Annotated in this window: 27 protein-coding genes; 4 read left to right on the forward strand and 23 right to left on the reverse strand. The window is 68.1% G+C overall.

Features of this window, described 5'->3' with window-relative positions:
- Position 1: 1 nt before the first annotated feature.
- The 10 genes from AC1RCS_RS14535 to AC1RCS_RS14580 all read right to left on the reverse strand — a co-directional run bounded on the left by AC1RCS_RS14535 (position 2) and on the right by AC1RCS_RS14580 (position 9,364).
- Positions 2–1,033, reverse strand: coding sequence for an amidohydrolase family protein (locus tag AC1RCS_RS14535; RefSeq protein ID WP_492245199.1), 1,032 nt, complete (start codon positions 1,031–1,033; stop codon positions 2–4).
- Between the two features lie 22 nt (positions 1,034–1,055).
- Positions 1,056–1,769, reverse strand: coding sequence for an ABC transporter ATP-binding protein (locus AC1RCS_RS14540; RefSeq protein WP_492245200.1), 714 nt, complete (start codon positions 1,767–1,769; stop codon positions 1,056–1,058).
- Positions 1,756–2,535: an ABC transporter ATP-binding protein gene (locus AC1RCS_RS14545; protein WP_492245201.1), complete on the reverse strand. Its 780-nt coding sequence runs from the start codon at positions 2,533–2,535 to the stop codon at positions 1,756–1,758. The genes AC1RCS_RS14540 and AC1RCS_RS14545 overlap by 14 nt, the downstream gene beginning before the upstream one ends.
- Positions 2,532–3,524 (reverse strand): branched-chain amino acid ABC transporter permease, encoded by a 993-nt coding sequence (locus tag AC1RCS_RS14550; protein ID WP_492245202.1) that lies wholly within the window; start codon positions 3,522–3,524, stop codon positions 2,532–2,534. The genes AC1RCS_RS14545 and AC1RCS_RS14550 overlap by 4 nt, the downstream gene beginning before the upstream one ends.
- Positions 3,525–3,542: 18 nt before the next feature.
- Complete coding sequence (locus tag AC1RCS_RS14555) at positions 3,543–4,412, reverse strand: branched-chain amino acid ABC transporter permease (RefSeq protein ID WP_492245203.1); 870 nt, start codon at positions 4,410–4,412, stop codon at positions 3,543–3,545.
- Positions 4,413–4,441: 29 nt separating this feature from the next.
- Entirely contained in the window at positions 4,442–5,596 is a 1,155-nt protein-coding gene (locus tag AC1RCS_RS14560; RefSeq protein WP_492245204.1) for an ABC transporter substrate-binding protein, read from the reverse strand.
- A 46-nt stretch (positions 5,597–5,642) separates the two neighbouring features.
- Entirely contained in the window at positions 5,643–6,491 is an 849-nt protein-coding gene (locus AC1RCS_RS14565; RefSeq protein WP_492245205.1) for an alpha/beta fold hydrolase, read from the reverse strand.
- Positions 6,492–6,514: 23 nt separating this feature from the next.
- Positions 6,515–6,901: a hypothetical protein gene (locus AC1RCS_RS14570; RefSeq protein WP_492245206.1), complete on the reverse strand. Its 387-nt coding sequence runs from the start codon at positions 6,899–6,901 to the stop codon at positions 6,515–6,517.
- 78 nt (positions 6,902–6,979) lie between these two features.
- Positions 6,980–7,876: an NAD(P)-dependent oxidoreductase gene (locus AC1RCS_RS14575; RefSeq protein ID WP_492245207.1), complete on the reverse strand. Its 897-nt coding sequence runs from the start codon at positions 7,874–7,876 to the stop codon at positions 6,980–6,982.
- Between the two features lie 24 nt (positions 7,877–7,900).
- Positions 7,901–9,364 carry an aldehyde dehydrogenase gene (locus tag AC1RCS_RS14580; protein ID WP_492245208.1) on the reverse strand — a complete coding sequence of 488 codons (1,464 nt, stop codon included), beginning with the start codon at positions 9,362–9,364 and terminating at the stop codon, positions 7,901–7,903.
- A gap of 132 nt (positions 9,365–9,496) precedes the next feature.
- Between AC1RCS_RS14580 and AC1RCS_RS14585 the strand changes: the two genes are divergently transcribed.
- Positions 9,497–10,309: an IclR family transcriptional regulator gene (locus tag AC1RCS_RS14585; protein WP_492245209.1), complete on the forward strand. Its 813-nt coding sequence runs from the start codon at positions 9,497–9,499 to the stop codon at positions 10,307–10,309.
- A gap of 326 nt (positions 10,310–10,635) precedes the next feature.
- The gene (locus AC1RCS_RS14590; protein ID WP_492245210.1) at positions 10,636–10,968 is read left to right on the forward strand and encodes a DUF2834 domain-containing protein; all 333 of its coding nucleotides are present in this window, start codon (positions 10,636–10,638) and stop codon (positions 10,966–10,968) included.
- Here the strand turns inward: AC1RCS_RS14590 and AC1RCS_RS14595 are convergent.
- Complete coding sequence (locus AC1RCS_RS14595; protein WP_492245211.1) at positions 10,929–11,786, reverse strand: helix-turn-helix domain-containing protein; 858 nt, start codon at positions 11,784–11,786, stop codon at positions 10,929–10,931. The genes AC1RCS_RS14590 and AC1RCS_RS14595 overlap by 40 nt on opposite strands.
- Positions 11,787–11,918: 132 nt before the next feature.
- Between AC1RCS_RS14595 and AC1RCS_RS14600 the strand changes: the two genes are divergently transcribed.
- On the forward strand, positions 11,919–12,674 hold the full coding sequence (locus AC1RCS_RS14600; RefSeq protein ID WP_218339468.1) for a tyrosine-protein phosphatase: 756 nt from the start codon (positions 11,919–11,921) through the stop codon (positions 12,672–12,674).
- A gap of 37 nt (positions 12,675–12,711) precedes the next feature.
- On the opposite strand, the gene AC1RCS_RS14605 is transcribed toward AC1RCS_RS14600, so the two are convergent.
- The 8 genes from AC1RCS_RS14605 to AC1RCS_RS14640 all read right to left on the reverse strand — a co-directional run bounded on the left by AC1RCS_RS14605 (position 12,712) and on the right by AC1RCS_RS14640 (position 21,433).
- Complete coding sequence (locus tag AC1RCS_RS14605) at positions 12,712–13,842, reverse strand: M20 family metallopeptidase (RefSeq protein WP_492245212.1); 1,131 nt, start codon at positions 13,840–13,842, stop codon at positions 12,712–12,714.
- A gap of 91 nt (positions 13,843–13,933) precedes the next feature.
- Positions 13,934–14,857 (reverse strand): alpha/beta hydrolase family protein, encoded by a 924-nt coding sequence (locus AC1RCS_RS14610; protein ID WP_492245213.1) that lies wholly within the window; start codon positions 14,855–14,857, stop codon positions 13,934–13,936.
- 46 nt (positions 14,858–14,903) lie between these two features.
- Positions 14,904–15,917, reverse strand: a complete 1,014-nt coding sequence (locus AC1RCS_RS14615) for an ABC transporter ATP-binding protein (protein WP_218297195.1) — start codon at positions 15,915–15,917, stop codon at positions 14,904–14,906.
- On the reverse strand, positions 15,914–16,897 hold the full coding sequence (locus AC1RCS_RS14620; protein ID WP_492245214.1) for an ABC transporter ATP-binding protein: 984 nt from the start codon (positions 16,895–16,897) through the stop codon (positions 15,914–15,916). Before AC1RCS_RS14620 ends, AC1RCS_RS14615 begins: the two co-directional genes overlap by 4 nt.
- On the reverse strand, positions 16,894–17,808 hold the full coding sequence (locus AC1RCS_RS14625; protein WP_218297197.1) for an ABC transporter permease: 915 nt from the start codon (positions 17,806–17,808) through the stop codon (positions 16,894–16,896). The genes AC1RCS_RS14620 and AC1RCS_RS14625 overlap by 4 nt, the downstream gene beginning before the upstream one ends.
- Positions 17,809–17,829: 21 nt before the next feature.
- Positions 17,830–18,804 carry an ABC transporter permease gene (locus AC1RCS_RS14630; protein WP_492245215.1) on the reverse strand — a complete coding sequence of 325 codons (975 nt, stop codon included), beginning with the start codon at positions 18,802–18,804 and terminating at the stop codon, positions 17,830–17,832.
- A 164-nt stretch (positions 18,805–18,968) separates the two neighbouring features.
- The gene (locus tag AC1RCS_RS14635; RefSeq protein ID WP_218339511.1) at positions 18,969–20,591 is read right to left on the reverse strand and encodes an ABC transporter substrate-binding protein; all 1,623 of its coding nucleotides are present in this window, start codon (positions 20,589–20,591) and stop codon (positions 18,969–18,971) included.
- Positions 20,592–20,854: 263 nt separating this feature from the next.
- Positions 20,855–21,433 (reverse strand): flavin reductase family protein, encoded by a 579-nt coding sequence (locus AC1RCS_RS14640; protein WP_218339474.1) that lies wholly within the window; start codon positions 21,431–21,433, stop codon positions 20,855–20,857.
- A 256-nt stretch (positions 21,434–21,689) separates the two neighbouring features.
- Here AC1RCS_RS14640 and AC1RCS_RS14645 point away from each other — a divergent pair, with 256 nt between their 5' ends.
- Positions 21,690–22,073 carry a VOC family protein gene (locus AC1RCS_RS14645; protein ID WP_218297200.1) on the forward strand — a complete coding sequence of 128 codons (384 nt, stop codon included), beginning with the start codon at positions 21,690–21,692 and terminating at the stop codon, positions 22,071–22,073.
- Here the strand turns inward: AC1RCS_RS14645 and AC1RCS_RS14650 are convergent, their stop codons facing one another.
- From AC1RCS_RS14650 to AC1RCS_RS14665, 4 genes are all read right to left on the reverse strand, one after another.
- Complete coding sequence (locus AC1RCS_RS14650; protein WP_492245216.1) at positions 22,074–22,664, reverse strand: hypothetical protein; 591 nt, start codon at positions 22,662–22,664, stop codon at positions 22,074–22,076.
- Between the two features lie 16 nt (positions 22,665–22,680).
- The gene (locus AC1RCS_RS14655; RefSeq protein ID WP_492245217.1) at positions 22,681–23,493 is read right to left on the reverse strand and encodes a DUF899 domain-containing protein; all 813 of its coding nucleotides are present in this window, start codon (positions 23,491–23,493) and stop codon (positions 22,681–22,683) included.
- A 160-nt stretch (positions 23,494–23,653) separates the two neighbouring features.
- Positions 23,654–24,307, reverse strand: a complete 654-nt coding sequence (locus AC1RCS_RS14660) for a Vgb family protein (RefSeq protein WP_218297230.1) — start codon at positions 24,305–24,307, stop codon at positions 23,654–23,656.
- A 120-nt stretch (positions 24,308–24,427) separates the two neighbouring features.
- Positions 24,428–25,663 (reverse strand): helix-turn-helix domain-containing protein, encoded by a 1,236-nt coding sequence (locus tag AC1RCS_RS14665; RefSeq protein ID WP_492245218.1) that lies wholly within the window; start codon positions 25,661–25,663, stop codon positions 24,428–24,430.
- Positions 25,664–25,685 lie beyond the last annotated feature (22 nt).

Here is a 25,685-nt window from a genome sequence, read left to right on the forward strand (position 1 = left end):
CTCACAGCCGGTAGAAGCCGGCAGCGGTGTCGCGGTAGAGCAGCCGCTTTTCGTCGGCTGACATGTCGGCGGTGATGCGCTTGAATGCGTTCCACAGTACCGGGTAGCTGCTGGTGCCCTTGTCCACCGGGAAGTTGCTCTCGAACATGCATCGGCCGGGGCCGAAGATGTCGATGCAGGTGCGGATGTAGGGCTTCCATGCCTGGGCCAATGCGACGGAGGTGGGCGGGTGCGGCTGCTCGTGGAATGGGAAGCCGAACACGCTCATCCCCATTCCGCCCAGCTTGAGGAACACATTGGGCAGCTCAGCGATGCGTTGCAGTTGCGTCTGCCACTCGGCGAACACGGCCTCGCGATGCCCGGCATAGGGCCCCACGCCCAGGGGCACGCCGATGTGGTCGATCACGATCGGCGTTTCTGGAAACGCACGGGCCAGGTCGGCCAGCTCTTGCAGCTGCGTGTGGTACGCCCACGAGTCAAAGCTCAGACCGAACCGTGCCAGCTGCGCGAAGCCTTCGCGGAACTGAGGGCTCTGGTAGAGGTGTAAGGGGGGCGATTGCATCACCCCGTACTTGAAGGCTTCGTGCGCAGCCGCGTGGCAGCGGATGCCGCGGAACCGGCCGTCACCGGCTTGCACCTGCGCGGCCAGGACCTCCTGGACGCCCGCGCCCAGGGAAAGCTCCGCAAAGCCGACGATGCCCGCACAGATCTGCGTCCCGCTTTGCTGGCAGTTGGCCTCGCGGGCGATGTGCACCACCCGCTCGGTCTCCCCTACGGGCCTCAGATGCTCGGGCCCATGGTCGCGGTAGGCGAAACCCACCTGGATGAACACGGTTGATTCGATGCGGTGGCCACTGTGCAGATCGGCCAGCAGATCGTCGGCAAGATAGCCTCCCCAGTGGTGGTCCGCCAGATGGTGGTGGGGGTCGATGATCGGAAGATCGGGCTCAAGCGCCTCTTCGGTGTCCTGGGCGAGCCAGGCCGGGCGCACTTCGGCGCGCGGGATGATGGGAATGGGATGTTCGTTGCGCATAAGTGGCTGGATGGGTGCGGTTTCAAATGCCGAGGAAGGCCTTTTGCACGAACGCGTCGTTCATCAGTGCCTGGCCCGATCCAGAGCGGGTCACAACCCCTTGCTCGAACACGTAGGCGTCGTCGGAAATCTTGAGCGCCAGACGCGCGTTCTGCTCCACCAGGACGACGGAGATGCCGGTCTCCCTGTTCAGGCGCTGGATGACCTGCGCGATCTCGGACACGATCTTGGGCGCAATGCCCAGCGATGGCTCGTCCAGCATCAGAATCTGCGGGCTGGACATCAATGCGCGGCCAATAGCCACCATCTGCTGCTCGCCGCCCGACAGGGAACCCGCCATTTGCTTGCTGCGCTCCTGAACGCGCGGAAAGAGCGCGTAAACCAGGTCCAGCGACTGTTTGCGCCGTGCAGCCGAGCCCACGGTGTGCGCGCCCACCATCAGGTTCTCCCAGACGGACATGCGGGGAAAGAGGCGACGGCCTTCCGGAGACAGCGCAATCCCCAAGCCCACGCGCTGTGCCGAATGGGTGCCGTCGATGCGTTGGCCGTCCAGCAGCAGCGCCCCGGACGTGAGCTTCTTGAGCCCCATCAGTGCCTTGAGCGTTGTGCTCTTGCCGGCGCCGTTGGAGCCGATCAGCGCCACGATCTTGCCCGCGTCAATCCTGAAGCTCACGCCGTGCAAGGCCTGAACCAGCCCGTAGTGGACAACGATGTCCTTGACCTCAAGCGTGTGCATCTTCATCCACTCCCAAATAGGCTTCGATCACAGCAGGGCTGTTGCGGATTTCCTCTGCGGATCCCTGGGCGATCTTTTGTCCCTGCACGAGGACGATGATCTTTTCGCAGGTGCCCATCACCAGCGCCATGTGGTGCTCGACGAACAGCAGCGAGATGCCATGCGCGTCGCGCAGCGTCTTGAGCAGACGCCCAAATTCGGCGCATTCCTCGGGGTTGAGCCCGGCAGCGGGTTCATCGAGCAGCAACAGGCGAGGGCTGGTGGCCAGTCCGATCGCCACCCCGATGCGCTTTTGGTGGCCATAGGCCAGCTCCCCGGCGATCTCGTGGCGGTAAGGCGCAAGCCCAGTGATCTCCAGCACCTTGTCGACGGTTTCGTGGATGCGGCGGCATGCGGCCTTGTACGCTGCGGTCTGCGCGATCTGTGCCCACACCGCAACGCCCAAATGGCACAGCGCACCACGGTAGACGTTTTCGTACACGGTCGCCTTCGGGTACACCGTGGCCGACTGGAAGGTGCGGGCCAGTCCGTGCCTGACAACCTGGCTCGGCGGGCTTGCGGTGATGTTGTTCCCGGCAAACACGATCTTGCCTGCGCTGGGTGGGAGAGCGCCGCTGATCATGTTGAACGCCGTGCTCTTGCCCGCGCCGTTGGGGCCGATCAGTCCGACGATCTCGCCCTCGTGCAGCTCGAAGCTCAGATCGCGCACGGCCGCCAGGCCGCCGAATGTTTTGGTGAGACCGTCAATTTTGAGCAGCGCAGTCATCGCACGCCTCCTTGGCCACGAAGCTTGGCGCCGACGCCGACCAGCCCCATCGGCAGAAACTTGAGCACCAGGATCAGCGTGATGCCGTACAGGATGTTCTGGGTTTCGATTGCGCTGCGAAACAGCTCCGGCAGCGATGTCATGATGACCGCGCCAAGAATCGGCCCCAACACGGAGCCGCGCCCGCCAATCACCAGCATGATGATGGCCGCCACGGAAACATGCTGGTTGAACGACTCGGGAGACACGAAGCCCACGTAGTGCGCCAGCAGTGCCCCGGCAAAGCCGGCAAAGGCGCTGCCCAGAACAAAAGCGAACATCTGCGAGCCCTGGATGCTGATGCCGCTGGCCTCGGCCAGCTCGGGGTTGTCGCCGACGGCATCCAGCGCATGGCCCTGGGGCGTCTTGAAGAGCGCGATTAGCAGCACGATCGAAGCGCAGGCGCACCCCGCCGCCAGGTAGTAGAACGACAGCTTGCTGTCGAAAGTAACGCCGAGCAGATGGGCTGGCGGAATGTTGGCAATGCCATTGGCGCCACCGGTCACGGCCCCGCCTTCGAGCAGTACGAGGCGGAACAGCTCGCCAAAGCAGAAGGTGACCAGCACGAAGTACACGCCCTGCAGGCGCAGGATGACTGCACCCAGCAGGTAGGCTGCCAACATCGAGGCCGCAACCCCCGCCAGTAGCGACAGGAGGAACGGTGCCTGGAGCCGTGTGGTGCAGATCACCGCAACGAAGGCACCCACGCCCATGAACGCCGCGTGGCAGAACGAAAGCTGCCCCGTGCGGCTGATGAGCGAAAGCCCGTTCACGAAGATGATGTTGATGCAGATGAGCACCGCCAGGTGCACATAGAACGGGTTGCCGGCCAGTAGCAGCGGCGCGGCAAAGAGAAGGAGCAGTGCCGGGGCCCATGCCTTCCAGGCGCCGCCGCCCGGTACGGGCGCGGACGCACGGGGGCGTGTTGTCTTGCTTTGGTGGTTTGTCATCGAGGAAACGTTCATGGGTTAGCGCCCCGCTTTTCCGAGCAGGCCCGAGGGCCGGAAGATCAGCATCAGGATCACGAAGCCGAACAGCAGCATGTCCGAGAAGCTGCTGGACATGAAGGTGTTGGCCACGCTCTCGAAGACCCCGAGCAGCAGCGCCGCGAGTGCGGCACCGGGAATGCTGCCCAGCCCCCCCAGGATCACGACGATGAAGGCCTTGAGCAGCGGCGTTGAGCCGATGTTGGGCGACACCGAGAACACCGGGGCCATCAAGGCGCCAGCGATGGCCGCCAGGGCCACGCCGATGCCAAAGCCGAGCGGGTACATGAACTGGGCGCGGATGCCCTGTGCGCTGGCGATCTCGATGTCTTGCACCACGGCACGCAGCGCACGGCCGCTTTTGCTGTGCATGAGAAACACATACAGCACCACCAGCACCGCGAGCGAGAAGACCACCACGTACAGGCGCGACATCGGCAGCATCACCGGACCGAGCGACACCACACCTTCCGCCACGGCGGGCATGGACTGCGGGTCGGGCCCGAAAACCATGAGCGCGCCGTTCTGCAGGATCATCGCCAGGCCGATGGTGGCGATCATCCCGTTGAGCTCGTCGCCCCGGAAGCCCTTCATCACCACCACCTCGATGATCCAGCCCAGGATCAGCGTGAGGACGAAGGTGGCGAGCACCGCCGCGAGAAAAGGCAGCTGCAGTCGCGTGACGCACACGTAGGCCGAGAAGGCGCCCAACATGTAGAACTCGCCATGCGCGAAGTTGACGACGCGCATCACACCGAACACCAGGGTGAAGCCAATGGCCATCAGCAGGTACAGCAGCCCGATGATGAGACCGTTGGTCAGCGCCTGGCCCATCAGAAAAGTAAAGTCCACGGCGGTATTCCCGAACAGTCAGTGCCGGATCACTTGCACTCGGTGAGCGAGCAGGTGGCCTCGATCACCTCCTGGCCGTCCTGCACGCGGGCGATGTAGAAGGGCGCGCTGATCTGGTGCGCCGTTCCATAGACTTCGGCGCCCGTCCAGTTGAGCGTGCCGAGAATGCCCTTGAAATCCTTGGTGTTCTCCAGCGCCACGCGCACCTTGTCGGTGTCTGCCGTCGTGCCTGCGGTTGTCATCGCCTGCAGCAGCATGTGCGTGCCGTCGTAGAACGCGGGGCTGAAGCCGTTCATGCGCTTCTTGTAGCGCGCGAAGTAGCGGTCCGCATAGGCCTTCACGGCGGCATTGGCCGGGTCGATGGGGGTGTTCACCAGCATGCCGTTGGCGGCACTGGTGCCTGCCACGTTCACGATCTCGGGGGTGGCCGGGCCGCCACTGCGGATGATCAAGCCCTTGAAGCCGAGTTCACGCGCCTGCTTGACGATCAGGCCGGCGGTGCCGGGTGCATTGCCGTCCAGCTCAATCGCATCAACGCCCTTGGCCATCAGCCGGGTGAGCAGCGGCATCATGTCCACGCGCTCGCGCTCGAAGAACTCCTTGGCGTTGAGCTGGGCGCCTGCCTTGGCGTAGGCCTTCTCCAGGTCCTGGGCGATCTGCTGGCCGGTCTCGTCGTTGGGGAACAAGCCGCCCACCTTCTTGATGCCCTTGGCCTTCACGATCCAGTTGATCTGGGGCTGCGATGTTTCCATCGTTGTCAGGTTGGGGCGAAAGTTGAACGGCTTGTCCTTGCCCAGCGCCTTGTCGGTGAAGCCCAACGTGAGCATCACCACCTTGTTCTTGTCCACGATGGGGGTTACCGCCAGGGCGCCCGCGGAGCCCACGGGCCCGATGATGTACTTCACCTTGTCTTCGAAGACCAGCCGGTTGGCGGCGGTCACGGCCTCGCCCGCCTGGTACTTGTCATCGTAGGGAATAACCTTGACCTTGTATTTCTTGCCGGCCACGTTCAGCCCGCCCTTGGCGTTCACATCATCGGCGGCGAGCTCGGTGGCGTGGAGCATCGCCTGCCCCCAGGCGGCCCCGGCACCGGACAGCGTGACGATGGCGCCGATCTTGACTTCTTCCTGGGCCGATGCCGTACCGGCAAGGCAAAGTGCCGTGATGGCGATGATCTTCTTCATGGGATGTCTCCTTGGTGGGTTGTTGTTTGGGCTAAGGGTGGTATGCCTAGCGCTGCGAAATCGCCTGCAAGACCGGTGCGATGTACTTTTTGAACTGATCCGGGTTTTCGCTCATGGGAAAGTGCCCCAGCTCTTTCATCACCACGGCCTGCGCTCCCGGGATGCCGCTGGCCGTGCGCACTGTGTCTTCGGGGCTGCACGAAAAGTCGTACTCACCTGTCAGCAGGAAGAGGGGCGTGCGGGCCGTGTCGATGCCGCCGAGCTTGCCGCGCAGGTCGGAATCGACGCGGTAGAAGTAGAGGTCGCCCCGGAAGATCCCCGGGCCGCTTTGCTTGTACTGCCACAGCGTCTCGTGGCGGTACTGGTCTGGGCTTTGCGGCGCGATCAGGCCTGACACCAGAGCAGCGCACACCTCTCCGCCATGCACGTCCGGGCGGTTCAGCCAACGGGTGTCATACCAGGGCGCTTGGTGGTCGGCCGCTTCCAAGCCGATCAGAGCGCGAAACTCCTCGCCGTGCGCATGCGCGAGTTGCAATACGATGCGCCCGCCTATGGAGCAGCCCATGACAACAGGCCGCTCCAGCCCCAGCGCCGCGACAAATGCGCGGATGGTTGCGACATAGCGCTCGGTGGTGAGCTCGTAGTCGTTGCCCTGGAATCCGAAAGGTGGGTAGGACTTGCCATGCCAGGGCATGTCGAACGCGATCACCCGGAATCGCGAGGTGATGTCTTCATCGCACAGCATGTGGCGAAACTGACGGCCGTCTGATCCGGCCGTGTGCAGGCACAACAGGGGAATCCCCTGGCCGCTTTCTTCAAAATACACGCGGCATGCGTCACCCAGGACGTTCATGTGCACATACCGGCCAACGATGGGCTCTATGAAGGCTGTCATTTGCGATTTTTCCTTTGCAAACGTCACTGGACGTGGGCATGCCGTGGGGTAGTGAGAACGTCCTTCAGGTACTGAAGGTGCGCGAAGAGCACGTGGGAGTCGCCCTCGACGCGCATGGCACCGCGCTTGGTCAGCGCAAAGATGTCGTGCCAACCGGGGCGTGGGTACGTCTCCCACAGCGCTGCCCATGCTTCCTCCGTCGCCTCGATCATGAGGTCGGCCGCCGCGAACAGGGGCGGCTGCTGGCTGATGCTCTGGATTTCGCCGCTGCGGATGTACAGCATGTAGGGCGAGGCTCCGACGAGCACCTTGATGTCGGCCGTCAAATAGCGGCCGCGGTGCACCAATGCGCGATCGCCATTCACCCGCTCGGGGATGGTCTCGAATCGTCGTTGTAATTGCTTATTCATGGAGGGCTCCTCGGTGTGCAGATGCATTGGTGGGTGAGCGGCGCGCGCAGGGGGGATTGGGACGCGGGGGTTACCGGGTCATCCGCCCGTTGCGGGCGCCATCAGGCGGCTGATGACCGGGTGGTACTGCTCGCCCAGGCCGGCGTCGATGGCTGCAGTGAACCACTGGTCCACCACGCGCGCGCCGCGCGCATCCACGCCGGTGTCCTCGGCCAGCTTCAGCGCGTACAGCAGGTCTTTGCGGGCGTAGCGCACCGAGAAGGCGCGCTCGGGGAACGCGCCCGGCAGCACCGCCTTCATGCCGTGGTTGCGCAGCGCGAAGCTATCGGCCGAGCCCTTGGAGAGCGTGTCGAACAGCACCTGCGGGTCCACCCCCGCGCGCTCGCCGATGGCCTTGGCCTCGCTGATGGCGACCACGGTCTCGAACAACACCATGTTGTTGAGGATCTTCAGCACCTGTCCGCAACCCACCGGGCCGCACAGTGCGATGTCGGAGGCGAAGGTGGCGATGAGCGGGCGAACGGCCTCGAACATCTCGGGCGATGCGCCGACCATGACGGCCAGCGTTCCCGCTTCGGCCGCAGCGCGGGTGCGGGCTACTGGCGCGTCGATGAAGTGCGCATGGCGCGCCGCGAACTCCTGCTCCAGCGCGCGCGTGGTGTTGACCGGCGAGGTGCTCAGGTCTACCACGATCTGCCCGGGCCGGGCCTGCGATAGCAGGCCACCGTCTTCTCGGCACAGCTGCGCCACCACCTCGCCCGAGGGTAGGGACAGAAACACCAAGTCGCACTGCGCCATGATGGCTGCGGCGGAGGCGGCGCTTGCCACGCCGTCGAGCGCCAGGCGCTGCAGCGGTGCCGTGTCCAGATCGAATGCGGAGACCTTGGCGTCGGCCTTGCGCGCCAGATTGCGGCAGATGGGCTCGCCCATGACGCCCAGGCCGATGAAGCCGATGTGTTGTAGTTGTTTGCTCATGTTCGTGACGTTGAGGTTGTGTGGTCAGGCCGCCGGGCCCATGCCGAAATAGATGCCTTTGGGCTGTTGGTACAGGCGCATGCCGCCGATGCCTTTTTCGCGCCCGATGCCGCTTTCCTTGAAGCCGCCGAAGGGCGTGGCAATCGACAGCTGCTTATAGGTATTGATCCAGACCGTGCCGGCTTCCAGCGCGCGCGCCACGCGCCAGGCGCGCTGGTAGTCGCCGGTCCAGATGCCGGACGCCAGACCGAAGGCCGAGTCGTTGGCCTGGGCGATCAGGTCGTCTTCGTCATCGAACGGGATCACGCAGAGCACGGGGCCGAAAATCTCTTGCTGCGCGATGGCCGCGCGGTTGTCGATGCCCGCGATGACGGTGGGCTGGTAGTAAGCGCCGCGCTCCAGCCGGGCGTCGCCGGGGCAGGCGCCCCCGGTGAGGATGTCGGCGCCCGCGCCGCGCGCGGCGTCCACCATGGCGGCCACGCGGTCACGGTGGGAAAAAGTGGCCAGCGGGCCCATCTCGGCGCCCGGGGCGTCGGGCAGGTCTACGCGCAATGCGCGGGCCGTGGCCACCAGCTTGTCCACCACCTGGGCGTAGACGCCGCGCTGCACGAACGCACGCGAGCCTGACACGCACGACTGGCCGCTGCCCTCGAAGATGCCGCCTGCCAGTGCCGCCACAGCGGCGTCCACCGAGGCGTCATCGAACACGATGTGTGGCGATTTGCCGCCCAGCTCCAGCGCCACGGGCATGAGCTTGCGCGCCGCCACTTCGGCAATGCGCCGACCGCTTTCCGTGCCCCCGGTGAAAGACACCAGCCGCACCAGGGGGTGGGCCACCAGTGCCGCGCCCACCTGCTGGCCGGTGCCTGGCAGCACGTTCAGGATGCCGGGTGGCAGGCCTGCCTCGTGTGCGATGCGGCCCAGCAGCAGGCCGGTGGACGGCGTGATCTCCGAGGGCTTGAGCACCACCGCGTTGCCCGCTGCCAGCGCGGGCGCCACCTTCTGCGCCTCCATCGTCATGGGCGAGTTCCAGGGGGTGATGGCCACCACCACGCCATAGGGCTCGTACACCGACATCGACAGGTAGTCGCCACGCGCGGGTGTCACCTCCGAGCCCGTGGTCTCGCACACCGCCGCGTAGTAGCGGAAGGTGGCGGCCGCGCTCTTGACCTGGGTCTGGCACTCGCGCCAGACCTTGCCGTTCTCCAGCATCTGCAGGCGTGCCAGTTCTTCGCCACGCGCCTCCATGCCGTCGGCAATGCGCGCCAGGATGCGTGCGCGCTGCGGCGGCTGCATGCCGCGCCAATCGCGCTGGCGCGCCGCGTCGTGCGCGTTGCGCACGGCGGCATCTGCGGCACTGGCGCCTGCGGCGGCCACGGTGTGATTGACTTCGCCCGTGGCCGGGTTCACCGACACCAGCGGCGCCACGCCCGCTTCGCCATCCACGCCTTCGCCGGCGATCCACATCTTTTGGGGGTTGCTGTCCATTGTCATTGTTTGCGCCTTCGTTCTGCTAAACAGAATGATTGTTCTGCCTGATGAAAGTCTAAGATGCGGTAGGACTGAGCGCATTGGGGTTTTCCTGGATAGAACGGTAGTTCTGTTTGGCAGAATATGGGGATGCCTCATGAACCCGACACCCCTTCCCGCACGCCTTCCGACGCCGATGCCGATTCCGACGCCGACCTTTCCGGCGTCTCCGCTGGCTATGCCGCCAACATGAACGGCGTGGCCGCGGTGGACCGCGCCATGGCCATCGCCCAGGCGCTGGAGGAGGCGCGCCGCCCCCTCACGCTGGCCGAGTTGGCCAAGGCCACCGGGCTGTACAAAAGCGCCATCCTGCGGCTGGCCGTGAGCCTGGAGCGCTGCGGCCTGGTCGTGCGACGGCCGGACCAGGCCTATGCCTTTGGCCCTTTCGCATTCCGGCTGGGCAAGGCTTACGACGCCAATGCGCCGCTGGAGGCAACGCTGCGCCCTCTCATGGAGCAACTGGTGCGCGACGGCATGGAAAGCCCGTCCTTCCATGTGCAGCACGACAGCAAAACCCGCCTGTGCCTGCTGCGCATGGATTCGCTGCACTCCACGCTGGACCGTGTGCGCGTCGGCGACCTGCTGCCGATGGCCGCCGGGGCGCCCGGCAAGGTGCTGCGCAATGCGCCACCCGACCCGCTGTTGGCCAGCATGAGCCCGCTGCTGCAGGTGTCCTTTGGTGAGCGCGACGCGCGCTGCGCCGCCGTGGCGGGCCCGGTGTACGGACCGGGCAACTTCCTGCTGGGAGCGCTGTCGCTGTCGGGGCCGCTGGATCGGTTCAACGAAGAATCCGTGCGCGTGCTGGGCCCGGCGCTGCTGGCCGTCTGCCAGCGGGCCACGGCGCAGCTTGGTGGGCAGTGGCCCGCATCGTTGCGCACAGAAACTGCTATTGCTATCAAATAAATAGCTGATTGCGCTTTATACACAAGCGCTACGGGCCATTTTCTTCGTAGATGGCGGCTGGGTGTGCTGGTGCCGGTGTGCCAAGCAGGTCGCACCCACCAACAAGAGGCCGCTGATCCTGCGGGGTGGGGCCACCGCAGCAGCGCACGCTGAAAGAAGTTGCCACGTTCACGCCAGGCGTGGGCGTGCCACCTGCGCACGGCCACCCAGGCCGGTGCACCCCGCTGCACATGTCGCTTTTTTCCTATCCGGCCAGGGGGCTCCACGCGTCCAATCGCTGCATGGATTCACTACAAGCAGCCGCTCCTGCGGGGCGGATCGAACCGATGCAAAAGCACCTGCGCGTCTTCTTCTTGCTGCTGGCCCTTCTGGGCCTGGCCGTCCCTTGGTACTTCAACGCCGTGTACTTTTTGGCGGGTGGCAGTGTGATGCCCGACGTTTTCTGGCGCGATGCCTTTGCCAATGCATTGACCACCGGCATCACCTGCGACGTGTACCTGGCCGCCGTGGTGTTCTCCGCCTGGGTGGCGGCAGACCGCAGCCTGGGCGCGTGGCGCTGGGCTTACATCGCCGCCTGCTTTGGCATTGGCCTCGCGTTTGTGATGCCGCTGTACCTGGCTCAGCGCTTGCGCGTGGGCTCCAAGGGTGAGGCCGGCTGATTCGGCAGGGTCTGTGCCCCAATCTGCAAGGGCCAGTGTGCGGTCAGCGGGCTGCGCGTGCCCTGCACCAGGGCCTGCAGCGGGTGGCCCGCCAGCCTGCGCACATCGCGCCCCATGTGCGACTGGTCGTAGTACCCCTGGCCGGCGGCCAGGTCCACCACCGGGCCGCCGGGCGCGGCGAGGGCGTTGCCCAGCGTGCGGTTCAGCCGCGCAATCACCTGAAACTGCTTGGGCGCCATGCCCCAGTGCGCCGCAAAGCGCCGCTCAAACTGCCGCTGGCCCAGGCCCAGGCCCATGCGCTGGTGGCCTGATTCCGCGCCCGTGGCGTCGGCGCTGGCCGCCTGCAGCAAGGCCAGGGCTTGCCGCCGCCGTGCATCACAAGGCGACGGCGGTGCGGCCAGCTGCCGGACGAACTGGTGCAGCACCGTAAGCCGTGTGGCATCGTCTGCCGCCGCCAGCACGCCATGCTCTACCTCTGCCCATTGCGGGCCCACCAGTTCCGCCAGCGGCCGTAGCGTGTTCACCAGCCCGCGTGCGCTGCCAAACAGCGCCGCGGCGGCCTCAGGCTGCAGCACCAGCCCCACGGCCCGCACCGGTCCGCCGTGTTCGTACACCGTGGCCGTGGTGCTGGCGCTGATCCAGGCCGACGGCGGCACCAGCGCGCCCCGGCACCGCACCTGCCCGGCCAGCCGCACCACCAGCATGCTCGACACCATCGCCGGGAAATGCGACTGCGCCAGTTCCGCAGGGGCATCGATCACCACCGCTGCCATCAACCAGGGCTGTAGATCGGAGGGGAGGGGCACAAGACGCTGCATGCCCGGATTCTGCACACCGGCGATGTGCTGGCAGGCACACCCGTCCAGCCACGCGCGCGACATGCGCCTGCCGCACCGCCCGGCTATCCTTTCCGCTTCACCAGCCCACCACCGCATCCCCCGCCACGCACCATGCAGTCAGCACCCACCCGCTCCCTTCCCCTGGCCGGGGCCACCAACTTCCGCGATCTGGGCGGCTACGCCGGCCATGGCGGGCGCACCGTCAAATGGCGGCGCATCTTCCGCTCGGACCACCTGGCGGGCCTCACCGCGCAGGACCGGGCCCTGCTGGCCGAGCTGGGCGTGGCCCGCGCGGTGGACTTTCGCGGCCAGGCCGAAAGCGCCGCGTATGCCTACGCGCTGCCGGGCATCAGCTACCACCCGCTGGCCATCGAGCCCACGGTGGTGCAGCGCGCGCTGGAACTGCAGCGCACCGGCCGCCAGCTCACCGCGCAAGACGCCGTGGCGCTGATGCAGGACACCTACCGGGGCTTTGTGCACGACAACGCGCATCGATTTGCCGAGCTGTTCCGCCTGCTGCTCGATGAAGGCAGCGCCACCCCGCTGGTGTTCCACTGCACCGCGGGCAAGGACCGCACAGGCTTTGCCGCCGCCCTCATCCTGCTGGCGCTGGGCGTGCCGCGCGAGGTGGTGATGCAGGACTACCTGCTCACCAACACCCTCTACCGCCGCCCCGAGGGGTTGGCCAGCCACGCGCCCGACGAAGTGCTGGCCGTGCTGTGGCGTGTGCAGGAGGAGTTTCTCAATGCAGCCCTGCACATGGTGGACACCGAGTTCCAGGGCGTCGATGCCTACCTGCGCGACGTGCTGGGCGTGAGCGCGGCGGCCCGGCAGGCGCTGGCCGCCCGCTACCTCGAACAGCCCTGACGCCGCCTTTCAGGCGCCCACCAGGGAATCGCCCCCCTTACGCCAGGTGCGCCAGCAGATGGCGCCAGAAGTTCAGGCGCGCCTCCAGGGTCGAGACGAGGATGTGTTCCTGCAGCGTGTGGGCGCCGTCGCCGTCGGCACCCAGCCCGTCGAGTGTGGGCACCCCCAGGGCCGAGGTGAAGTTGGCGTCGCTGCCGCCGCCGGTCATGGGCGCATCTTCGAGCGCGAAGCCCGCATGCCGGGCCGACGCCTTGGCGCGGTCCAGCAGGGCCACCACGGCCTCGCTCTTGACCATGGGCGGGCGGTTCACCTCGACCTCGATGTCGAGTTCCATGTCCGCGCCCACCGGGCGCAGCGCCTGCATCTTGTGCACCAGCTCGTCGGCGGCCTGCAGGTCGGGGAGGCGAAAGTCCACCACGCAGCGGCACTGCGCCGGCACCGTGTTGGTGGCGGTGCCACCTTCGATGGTGCCCACGCTCACCGTCACGCCGCGCGCGTAGTCGGTCATGGCCTCCAGCGCCAGGATCTGGTGCGCCATTTCGCGGATCGCGCTGCGGCCTTTTTCATGCGCCACGCCCGCATGGGCCGCATGGCCCTTCACGCCCAGGCGCAGCATGCCCGTGCCCTTGCGCGCGGTCACGCATCTGCCGCCATTGGCACGGGCAGGCTCGCAGACCAGGGCGTAGCGGGCATTGTGCGCAAAACGCTCGATGTGCACACGCGAAGCGTGGCTGCCGGTTTCTTCGTCGGGCACGACCACGAAGTCGATCGGCATCGCGCTGGCGTCGGCGGCCGCCAGGTCGCGCAGGGCCGTCATGGCCAGGTAGATGCCTGCCTTCATGTCGTAGCCGCCGGGGCCGTAGAAGCGGTCGCCCTCGATGCGGCAGGGGTTGTCGCTCAAGGTACCCACCGGGTGCACGGTGTCCGAGTGGCCCAGGACCAGCAGCCCGGGGCGCGTGTCGCCGGCTGCGCGGTTGGTCACGTGCAGCAGCGGCCCCACGCGCTCGCCCAGTGGCGTCACGGTGGCCTGCAGTCCGCCTTCCAGGGCATAGCGGGCCATGTCGGCCACCATGGCCGCCACGCCCGCGGGCGAGCTGGTGGGTGACTCGCATTGCATCCAGGCGGTGATGCCGTCAATGAGCGTCTGTGTCGTGGCGGAGGTGGTCATGGCGGTGCAAGGTGGGACAGGGTGGTTCGGGGGCTCCGCCTGCTTCCCGCAGGACGGAGGGCTGAGGCCGAGGAGGTGCAGGCGGCGGGCGTCAGGCCGTGTGCTCGCCGGCCAGCCGGGCCAGTTGCGCAGCGTCGGGGAGGTGGCCGTGGAACCACAGGTGCGCGCAGACGGCCGACATGGCCTTGCCATCGTGGCCAATGCCCGCCACGGTGTGCAGCTGCCAAGCCAGCGGCAGGCCGCGGCGCGCGGCCTCGGCCCGGGCGGTGGCGTAGTAGTTCAACGCGCGGGCATAGCGGTGCGGGCCCTGGCGCAGTGCCGCCGGTTCGGACGGCAAGTGCACGTCGGCCGTGGCGATGTCCTGGTCGCCCGCCAGGATGGTCAACGGGTAGGCGAACAGGCGCGCCAGGCTGCCGGTGTCGGCGGGAGTGCCGGCCAGGCCTTCGGGGAACGGCAGCTCCAGCAGCGGCAGCGTGTACCAGCCGGGGTTGCCCGCGGCCACACCGGCAAAGGTGCCGGGCGTGAGCACGCTCATCAGCCGGTGCACGAACTGCCCGCCGGCGGAGTGGCCGAACAGGTACAGCGGCTGCGTGGTCAACACGCCCGATGCCTTGAGCTCATCGACCAGCCGCGTCACGACGGTGTACGACCAGTCCCCGGGTGGGTTCGCCGGAGCCGTGTCGGCGTGGGCTTCGCGGTCGGCTGTGGCCAGCAGGTTGCCGTTGTTGTAGCTCACCACGTCGGGCCACTGCGCGTTCGAGAACGTGGGCGCGATGATGACCAGGCCATGCTCGTCGGCGGCGGGCATCCAGAAGTCGCGGTAGTCGTCGCCGTTGCGCATCACGCCGTGCTGCACCAGCACGATGGGGCTGTGGTCCGTGGCATGTGCGGGCCGGTAGGTGTTCAGCGTGATGGAGCGGCCACCGGGCAGGGGGCTGTTGCTGTAGTCCACCGCGTGGCGGCCCACCCGCTGCACGGCGTCGCGCAGCGATTGCAGATGAAGTTCTTTGGGCATAGGCAAGAAATGGGGCAGGGCAGCAGGCGGGGCGGCATTGCCGTTGTCAGGCCGCTGCGGTGTTCAGGTGGCAGGCCGACCAATGGCCGGGGGCGATGGCTTCGAGCGCCGGTGCTTCCTCGCGGCAGCGGGCCATGGCGTGCGGGCAGCGCGGGTGGAAGGTGCAGCCCGGTGGCGGTTTCAGTGGCGAGGGAATCTCCCCCTGGATCGGCACGAACACGCGCTTGCGCCGCTCCAGGTTCGGCACCTCGGCCATCAGCGCCTGGGTGTATGGATGGTTGGCGCGCGCAAAAATCTCGGCCGTGGTCGAGATCTCGACGATCTTGCCCAGGTACATGATGGCCACGCGGTCCGAGATGTGGCGCACCACACCGAGGTCATGGCTGATGAACAGGGAGGTCAGGCCGTGCTGGGCACGCAGGTCCATGAACAGGTTGATCACCTGCGCCTGGATCGACACGTCCAGCGCCGCGACCGGCTCATCGCAGACCAGGAAGCGGGGCGACACCATCAGCGCCCGGGCAATGCCCACGCGCTGGCGCTGCCCGCCCGAGAGCTGGTGCGGAAGGCGGGTGCGGTACTCGGCGGCCAGGCCCACTTCGGCCAGCGCCCTGTCGACCCGTGCCGGTATTTCGCCGGCGGGCGCGAGTTTGTGCACGTGCAGCGCCTCGCCCAGGATCTGGTGCAGCCGCTGGCGCGGATTGAGCGAGGCCTGGGGGTCCTGAAACACCATCTGCACGCCCAGTGTGTAGGCCAGTCTGGCGGCCCGGTCCAGGCCGTCCACGGCGGCGCCCTGGTACAGCAGTTCGCCTTCGGTCTGGCGGTGCAGGCCGGCGACGATGCGGCCAAGCGTGGACTTGCCGCAGCCGGACTCCCCCACGAGGCCCAGCACCTCGCCCTGCGCAATCGCCAGGCTCACGCCGTTGACGGCATGCACGGTGCGCGGCTCGGGCTTCTTGCCGGCCAGCTCGAACACGCGCCCGATCAGGTCCTGCCTTTTGGCAAAGCGCTTGTACACATTGCGCAATTCGATGACGGGAGGTGGTGCGGTGTGGATCATGCGGCAGGGTCCAGGGCAACGAGGGGGGCAAAGCAGCGGTAGGTACGCCCATTCACCGTGGTGTTCTCCGGTTCGCCCGTGGCGCATTGCGCCAGGGCGTGCGCGCAGCGCGGCGCAAAGGCGCAGCCGGCGGGGCGGTTGCCCAGCATCGGCGCCATGCCGCTGATCTGCCGCAGGCGTCCGCCGGGCAGGGCGGCGCCGGGCAGCGAATCGAGCAGGCCGCGGGTGTACGGGTGCACCGGGGCATCCAGCACCTCATCCACCGGGCCGGACTCGACGATCTTGCCCGCGTACATCACCGCGACCTTGTCGGCCAGCTCGGCGATCACGCCAAGGTCGTGGGTGATCCAGATGAGCGCCGTGCCGTGCGTGCGGCAGATCTCCTGCATGCGGTACAGGATCTGGCCCTGAATCGTCACATCGAGCGCCGTGGTGGGCTCGTCGCAGATGATCAGCTCGGGCTTGTTGAGCATGGCGATGGCGATCGCCACGCGCTGGCGCATGCCGCCCGAGAACTCGTGCGGGTAGTTGCGCAGGCGCGAAGCCGGGGCGGGGATGCCCACCATCTCCAGCGCCTCCACGCAGCGCTGGAGCACCTGGGTGCGCGGCACGCTGGCATGGGTCTGGATGGCCTCGAGCATCTGCTCCTCGATGCGCAGCACCGGGTTCAACGTCATCAGAGGGTCCTGGAAGATCATCGCGATGCGGTCGCCGCGCAGCTGGCGCATCTGCTCCTCGCTCAGGTCGCGCAGGTTCCGGCCCTTGAACAGCACCTCGCCGGCGATCACCTCGCCGGGAGGGTCGATCAGGCCGAAGATGGAAAAGCCGGTGACCGACTTGCCCGAGCCGGATTCGCCGACCAGGCCCAGGATCTCGCCAGGCCCGATGGACAGGTCGATCCCGCTGACGGCGGGCCAGGCGCCTTCCTCGGTGTGAAAAACGGTGTGCAGGCCACGCACTGCAAGCAAAGGGGTTGTCATGGGCTTCTCGGGTCCAGTGCGGCGCGCAGGCGGTCGGCGATCACGTTGATCGCCAGGATGAGGGCCAGCAGGGCCAGGCCGGGGAACATGCTGATCCAGTAGTCGCCAGACAGCAGGTACTGGAAGCCATTCGCGATGAGCAGGCCCAGGGATGGCTCGGTGATGGGCACGCCCACGCCCAGGAACGACAGCGTGGCTTCCAGCACGATGGCGTTGGCGATCTGGATGGTGGCAAACACCATCACCGGACCCAGGCAGTTGGGCAGCAGGTGGCGCAGCATGATGCGCCAGGCCGGAAAGCCCAGGTTCTGTGCCGCCTCGATGTATTCCTTGCGGCGCTCCTGCAGCGCGCGGCTGCGCATGATGCGCGCGTAGTGCGCCCACTGCACCATCACGATGGCGATCACGACCTTGTCCACGCCGCGCCCCAGCATCGCCAGCAGCACCAGCGCCACCAGGATGGTCGGAAAGCCCAGGATGAAGTCCACGATGCGCATCAGCACGGTGTCGACCAGGCCGCCCACGTAGGCCGCGAGCAGGCCGATCAGGCTGCCGATCACGGTGGCCAGCGCCACCGCGGCCAGGCCCACGGTCAGGCTGATGCGCAGGCCATACAGGATGGCGCTGAGCATGTCTCGGCCCTGGCTGTCGGTGCCCAGCCAGTAGTGGAAGCCGTCCATGCTGGCCGAGCCCGGCGGCAGGCGCCCGTCCATCAGGTCCAGGGCGGCCAGGTCATAGGGGTTCTGCGGCGCCAGGAACGGCGCCAGCATCACCACCAGCAGCAGCACGACCAGCGAAATTGCCGAGCCCCTGAGGGACGGGCGGCTGCGCAATTGCTTGAGGATGGCCCGGCGGCGCGGCGTTTCCGTCAACGGGGCGTGGGGAGTGGGGGGGGATTCTGGAGTTTGCATAAATCGCTTGTGCCCGCTTTCCTATTCGGACTCTTGCAGCTGCACGCGCGGGTCCAGCGCCGCATACAGCATGTCCACCAGCATGTTGATCATCACGAAGATGAAGGTCACCAGCATCACGTACGCCACGACCACGGGGCGGTCGAGCTGGTAGATGCTGTCGATCAGCAGCTTGCCCATGCCGGGCCAGGCAAACACGGTCTCGGTGATGGTGGAGTAGGCGATCAGCGAGCCAAACTCCATGCCGATCACCGTGACCACCGGGATCAGGATGTTGCGCAGGATGTGGCGCGTGAGGATGCGGCGCGGCGTCAGGCCCTTGGCGCGGGCGAATTTCACGTACTCCTGTGTCTTGGCGTCCGCCACGCCCGTCGCCGTCAGGCGCAACACCAGCGCGATATTGGCCAGCGCCAGGTTCACGGCCGGCAGCATCACATGCGACCAGCCATCCGCCGTCAGCAACGACAGCGGCACGCCGAACACCGCCACCGTGTCACCACGCCCCGCGGCGGGCAGCCACTGCAGCCACACGGCGAAACACAGGATCAGCACCATGCCCTGCCAGAAGTTGGGCAGCGAAAAACCCAGCACCGAGCCCGCCATCAGCCCCCGCCCCGTGGGCTTGTCATTCTTGAGGCCGGCGACCAGGCCCAGCGGAATGCCGACCACGATGGTCAGCGTGATGGCCACCAGCACCAGCTCCAGCGTGGCCGGAATGCGCTGCACGATCAGTTCGATGGCCGGAATCCCGTGCACGAACGAGGTGCCCAGGTCGCCCTTGAGCGCGCGAAACAGAAAGCTCGTGTACTGCTGCCAGATGGGCAGGTCGAGGCCCAGGCGCTTGATCATCGCCAGGCGGTCGGCCTCGCTGGCCTCGGCGTTGACCAGCAGTTCGATGGGGTCGCCCACGGCATACACCGCAAAGAACACCACCAGCGACACCGCCAGGAGGACAAGAAGGCTCTGCATGAACCTTCGCAGGATGAAGACGAGCACTCAGGCACCCCCTTGCAAAATGGATGGAAGCCGCGCCACGGTGGCGTTGCAAAGGCCAAGGCGTGGGGGCCTGGACATGGCGGGCCTGCGACAACTCGGCGTGGCAAATAAAAAATACGGAGTGCGCAAGCGCACCCCGTATCCGTCCACTGGCCGGCAGTGGCTTACTTGGCCTTGACCGAGGTGGCCAGCGTGTACTGGTCGCGGCGGCCTTCGTAGCTCAGGCCCTTCTTGAAGGCCCAGATGCTGCTCTCGAAGTGCAGCGGGATCAGCGCCACGTTGTCCAGGGCGAACTTGGTGGCGGCTTCCAGGCCGGCCTTGCGCTTGGCGGGGTCCACCGTGTCGGCGGCCGGCAGGTACAGCTTGTCGAACTCGGGGTTGTAGTTGGCGCCGTAGTTGCTGGTGCCCTGGCCCTTGGGCGCATCCAGCGATGCCACCCACAGCTGGAACAGCGCCGACGCCTCGCCCGTTTCCGCGGGCCAGCCGCCCATGGGCAGGCTGAATTCGCGCTTGGCGCGCTTGGGGAAGTAGATCGACGCGGTCATCGCATCCACGTTGGTCTTGATGCCGATGCGCGTGAAGTACTGCGCCACCGACTGGGCCACCTGGGCGTCGTTCACGTAGCGGTCGTTGGTGGATGACAGCGTCAGCTCGAAGCCGTTGGGGTAACCGGCTTCGGCCAGCAGCTTCTTGGCGCCTTCGGGATCGAACTTGATCTCGGGGGCCTGGGGCAGCGCGCCGAACATGCCGTCGGGCATGTACTGGTAGGCGGGCGTGGCCATGCCGTCCATGATGCGCTGCACGATGGCCTTGCGGTCGATGGCCATGTTCATGGCCCGGCGCACGCGCACATCCTGCAGCGGGTTCTTGCCGTCGGCGGCCTTCACCAGGGGGCTGGGGTTGCGGCCGATGTCGGGCTGCAGGAACACGAGGCGCGTCGATGGCGTGGCGACGAAGTCGAACTTGGCGTTGTCCTTCACACGCGTCAGGTCGCGCGCGGCGGGGTTCTCGATCACGTCGTAGTCACCGGACAGCAGTCCCGTCAGGCGCGGGCCGGCGCTGGGCACCGGCACCATCTTCACCGTCTTCCAGTGGGGCTTCTCGCCCCAGTAGGCTTCGTTGCGCTCCAGCTGGATGCCGGTGCCCTTGACGTAGGACTTCATCAGGAACGGGCCGGTGCCGATGGCGGTCTTGCCGGTATTGAAATCGGTCACGGTCGGCCAGGCGCCGGTCACGCCGCAGCCCGTCTTGGGTGCGAACGCGAGCTTGCCGCCCTGGGCAATACCGCTCCACAGAATCGGCAATGAACGCGCCATTTCGGCGGGCAGCAGCGGCAGCGGCGCCACGGTCTTGATGATCACGGTCAGGTCATCGGGCGTCTTCACGTCGGTGATGCGCTTGGTGGTGTCGGTGTACGACTCCGAGACGTTGGTCTCGTTGTTCAGCGTGCGGCAGATGGTGAACAGCACGTCCTTGGACGTGAACGGCTGGCCGTTCGAGAACTTGACGCCGGGGCGCAGCTTGAACTCCCAGGTCAGGTCGTCCAGGTTCTTCCACGACGTGGCCAGCGAAGGGATCAGCTCCATCTTGGCGTTGCGCGCCACCAGCGAGTCATAGACATGGGCCGAAAAAGCATCGTTGGCCGTCATCTTGTGATAGTGCGGATCGGCCGCGGTCGGCTCGGCCGCCAGCGCGATGGTGAGCGACTGCGCCTGCGCAACCCCTGCCCCACCTACCGACACCACCACGCCGCTCGCCACGGCCAGCACGGTCTTTCGAAAACCCATGTTCATTTCAGCTTCCTTGTTTCATCTACAACCGGGGGATACACGCAGCGAAGTCGAAAGGCAGCCGCCGCACGGCGCCGCTGCCGCAGCGCGCCGGGACTGCGGTTGACCGTGGCACGGCAGCGCAGCGGCTTCGCATTCGCTATGCATGCATATTATCTGGTCAAAGAACCGGAGCCACTAGGGTATTCCGCATGGACCGGATTCTCCGGGAGGCGGCGCCCACTGCCCTTCCTGCCGCGCTGTGGTGGCCACAGCGCCTTTCACACCACGACCGACGCCCCCGTCGCATAGAACTGCCCGCCCGCCACGTAGTGCAGCGTGCGCAGCGCCTGGGGGGCGGTGTCGAACTCCCAGTGCCCGTTGCGGAACACGCGCTCATCCGCCCAGGCGGCCACCACTTCGCCGATGAAGAGGTCGTAGGCCTGCTGGTTGTGCGGCTCGGGGATGGCGCGGCACAGCAGCCAGGCGGCGCAGCCGTGCACCAGCGGGGTATTGGCGTGGCCGGGGGCGTGGAACAGCTCCACGCCGTGCTGCCGCAGTTTGTCGGGGTGGGTCTTGGCGCTGTCGGTGCCAATGGCCACGGTCATCGCCGCCATGGGCACGGTGGGCAGCTGCAGCGCGAAGGCGCCGCTGGCCTCCACCAGTTCGCGCGTGCGCGTGGCCTTGTCGAGCACCACCGTCACCTTGGGCGGGGAAAAGTCCAGCGCGCAGGCCCAGGCGGCCGCCATCACGTTGTGCTGGCCGGCGTGCGCGGCCGACACCAGCACGGTGGGGCCGTGGTTGAGCAGGCGGTAGGCCTTGTCGAGGGGGACGGGGGTGAAGTGGGCGGTGGGTGGCATGGCGGGAGGGTGAGTGCTCTCTAATTGATAGCTGATGGCGGTGATTGAACGTGCGCTCCAGGGCATTTTGGCTTGAAAAATGCCAGGCTGCAGCATGTTCGCCGGCAGTGGTGCCCCCGCGCGCCGTGCAGGCCACTCACTCCACGCAGGCGCTGCCCGCGCCACGGTCTGCTGGGCGACAGCGCGCGGGTGCGCAGCCGGTAACATCCCTTCGCCCATCAACCGCCCCACCGGGGCCCAGCGGAGACAAAAAAGTATGTTCAGTCATGTGATGGTCGGTGTGAACGACCTGGAGGTATCCCGAAAGTTCTACGACGCGCTGCTCGGCACCATCGGTGTGCCCCCTGGCGTCGCCAACAAGAACCGCTACTTCTACCGGGGCCCCTCCGGCACCTTCTGCATCAGCACCCCCATCAATGGCGAGGCCGCCACCTTTGCCAACGGCGGCACCATCGGCTTTGCCATGCAGTCGCCCGAGCAGGCCGATGCGTTCCATGCGGCGGGTGTCGCCCACGGGGGCACCACCTGCGAAGACCCGCCCGGCTACCGCGAAGGCCCCGGCGGCAAGCTGTACCTGGCGTACCTGCGCGACCCGGACGGCAACAAGCTCTGCGCGCTGCACCGCCCCCCAAAGGCATAGTCAACGGACTGGGCGGCAGGCGCGGCGCTTGTGGCGCTGCAGCCAGCGTGTGGCCCCCCGCACGCCACGGCATGCGGCGGCGGCCATGGCGGCGCTGGCCGCCAGCATGGCCAGGGTGTGAACGCCCAGTGCGGCCAGCGCCAGCAGCAGGGGGGTGGATGCGGCACCGCCCCCTGCCGCGCCACCGCCCAGGCACAGCGGCGCCAGCGCGGGCACCAGCATCAGCCCCGCGCCGTGGGCGGTGGCCGTCCCAAAGGACCACAGGGCCAGGCCCGCGGGCCCGGCAGGCCCGCGGATGCCGGCCGGCGCAGTATGCCCACGCAGGTGGGCCAGCACCACCACCGCGCACAATCCGCCCGCGACCGCCAGCAGCACGGGCCGGGCCAGCGGCAGGCCCCACACCGCCGTGGCGGCCACCAGCGCCACCGAGGCCAGGTGCCCGGTGGCCAGGGGCAGCACGGCGCGCAGCGGGATGCCGTGGTCGTGCGTCCGCAGGCCCCAGGCCGCCGCCAGTCCCCAGCCCGTGGCAGGGTTCATCCCATGCAGGGCGCCCAGCGCGGCGGTGGCGAGCCAGGGCCAGAGGGTGTCCATGGCCGTGGGGCGGTGTTCAGCCCCGTGCGGCGCAGCACGCGCCCGGTGCCGGGTGGGCCTGGCTTGCCTGCGCAGCCGGAGCGGCCGGGGTGCGGGCGGCGTCGGCGGGCGCGTAGCGGTCGTGGTGGCGCACCCAGTCCATGGGGTAGGCCGGGTTGGTTTCGTGGCGCCCCAGCGGCGTCAGGTCCAGCAGCTGGTAGGTGCCCATCATGGCCTCGACGCCGCGCCCGAAGGTCGAGTAGGTGTGGAACACCTCGCCCGCATCGTTGCGCACAAACACGCTGATGCCCGGTGCCTCCTCGGCGGGGAACGGCTGCATGCCGTAGTTGTAGAAGACCTCGCCGTTCCCCCGTGCGCGCTGCTCGGGCGTGAAGCTCACGGCGAAGTCGTGGTTGAAGTCGCTGCCGTGCGACGACACCCAGCGGAACCGCCAGCCCATGCGCTCGCGAAAGCGCTCGATCTCGGCCAGCGGCGCGCGCGAGATGGCAAGCAACGACACGTCGCGGTGCTGCAGGTGCAGCTCCATGCCACCCAGGTGGTCGGCCATGAACGAGCAGCTGGGGCAGCCTTGCTCCCACCCCGGGCCGAACATGAAATGCTGCACCAGCAGCTGGCTGCGGCCGTCGAAAAGGTCGGCCAGGGCGCGCGGGCCCTGGGGCGTGTCGAAGGTGTAGCGCTTGTCCACGCGGGTCCAGGGCAGCGCGCGGCGCTCCTGGGCGATCTCGTCGCGCAGGCGGGTCAGTGCCTTCTCGCAGGCCAGCAGGGTGTGGCGCTGGGCCAGCCATTGGCGGGCGGAGACCACGGGATGTTGTTGTGTGGGGGCGTTCATGGAGGGCTCCTCGATGGGGTGGCGGGTGGGGTAGAAGAAGGATGGGCTCGCGGGCGGGCCAGGCGCACCTGTCCCCGGCCTGCGGCCCGCGCGGAAGGCGCGGCGCCGGTGCAGGGCCCGTGGGGTGCACGGCGATGGGCGCGGCGCGCGGCCGCCCCGTTCAGGCGCGGGGCGCCTCGGGCCGGCGCACGGCGCGCACCTTGCCGCTGCTGCCGCCGCCGGCGTAGAACAGGCCGGCCCCGTCGGACTCGAGCCCGCTCACGCCCATGCCCTGCGGCAGGTCCAGCTGCTGCAGCACGGCACCGCTGGCGGGGTCGATGTGGCGCAGCGTGCTTTCGTCGCCCTCCCAGGTGCCGTGCCACAGCTCGCCGTCCACCCAGGTCACGCCGGTCACGAAGCGGTCGGACTCGATGGTGCGGCGGATGGCCCCCGTGGCGGGGTCGATCTGGTGGATCTTGCGGTCGCGGTACTGGCCCACCCACAGGCTGCCTTCGGCCCAGGTCAGGCCCGAGTCGTTGCCGCCGCCCGGCGCGGGGATGGTGGCCAGGACGCGGCCGGTGGAAGGGTCGATCTTGTCGATGCGCGCCTCGGCGATCTGGTAGAGGTGCGTGCCGTCGAAGGCCGTGCCCGCGTCGCACGCCACGTCGAGCGTGCGGGCGGTGGTGCCGCTGGCGGGGTCGAAAGCCACCAGGTGCTCGCCCGTGGCGGCCCACACGCGCTGGCCGTCGTGCGTCACGCCATGGACCGCCCCGGCATCGCCGAACGGTCCGTACTCGCGCACCACCTGGGCGGGCTGGCGCGAGGCGATGGGCATCTGCCGGTGCGGCGGCGGGGTGTCGCCCACCTGGCTGCTGCAGGCTGCGTCGCGGGGGGCTTGTGGGGTGCGGGTGATGGCGGTCATGGCTGGGCTCCTTCAACGGTTGGTGATGCCACTTTAGGGAATCGGCTGGGTCGTGGGGAGTAACAAGATCGTCGTGAATCCGACGAGCGGCGCCGCCAGCCAGCGGCGGGCGCGGGCCTGGCCGATGGCGCGCACCTGGCCGCCGGCCTCCAGCTCGGCCAGCGCGCGCTGCACGGTGCGCTGGCTGTCGCCCAGCGCGAGCGCCAGGGCCGATGTGGACCATGCGGCGCCGTCGGACAGCAGCGCCAGCAGCGCGCCCTGCGCGCCATCGACCGGCGGCGCGAGCACGGCCACCCCGCGGCCCCCCTGGGGGCGCAGCACGAAGCCGCGTGCGGTGGCCTCCACGCCCGCCAGCGGTGCCATCAGCGCGCGCAGGCGCCCCATTTCCACGCGGAGGCGGGCGCGGTGGGTCTCGTCGGGGTGGCGCGTGCGGAACACGTCGGCGATCAGCGTATCGCGGTCCGCGTCGCCCGGCCACGCCTGGGCCAGCGCGCGCACGAGAGCGAACAGCACCGGCCGGCGCGCCAGCGGGTGCCACGCGCCGCCCGCCTGCACGCCGTGGCGGCAGGCGTCCACCACCAGCGTGTCGCCCGCTGCGCGCAGCGCCGCCACGTCCCGCAGCTGCAGCAGGTGCTCGGTGCCCGGCCCCAGGCGGCGGGCCGCGGGCTGCTGGAGCAGCGTGCGGGCGTGGGCCACCTCGGCCACCAGGGCGGGCACCCCGGCGTGGCCGGCCGCCTCGGCGGCACGCTGCAGCGCGGCGTCTGCGGCGTCGATGTGCAAGGCGCGCAGGGCCAGCTCTGCGGCCGTGAGCGCGGCCACGGCGGCCAGCGGCGCGGGCAGCTGGGCCGGCATGCCCGCCGCCTGGATAGCTGCGAGTGCGGCGGAGGCCTGCGCCAGCCGCCCCAGCAGAATCAGCCTGCGGGCCGCCACCAGCCGGGCCTGCAGGGCGTTGATCGCGTCGCCATGGGCCTGCAGCGTGTCGGCCGCCGCCAGCAGTGCCTGGCCCTGGCCGCCCAGGTCGCGCAGGGCCAGCGCCACCTCGGCCTCGGCCACCGCGCAGCGCGCGCGGGCCCGGGCCTCGTGGGCGCCAAACGCGCGGCCCGCCTGCCGCAGCAGGTCGCGCGCGCGGGCCAGCTCACCCAGCTGGGCCATGGCGATGCCGCGCAGGGCCAGCGCGGGCGGGTCGTCGCGCAGCGCCACGCGCTTGAGCGCGCCCAGCGGGTCCCCGGCGGCCAGCGCGCGTGCGGCGGCGGTGATCAGCGAATCCATGGCGACAGCCTACACGCAGCCG

The organism is Acidovorax sp. GW823-FHT01C06 (assembly GCF_058798375.1).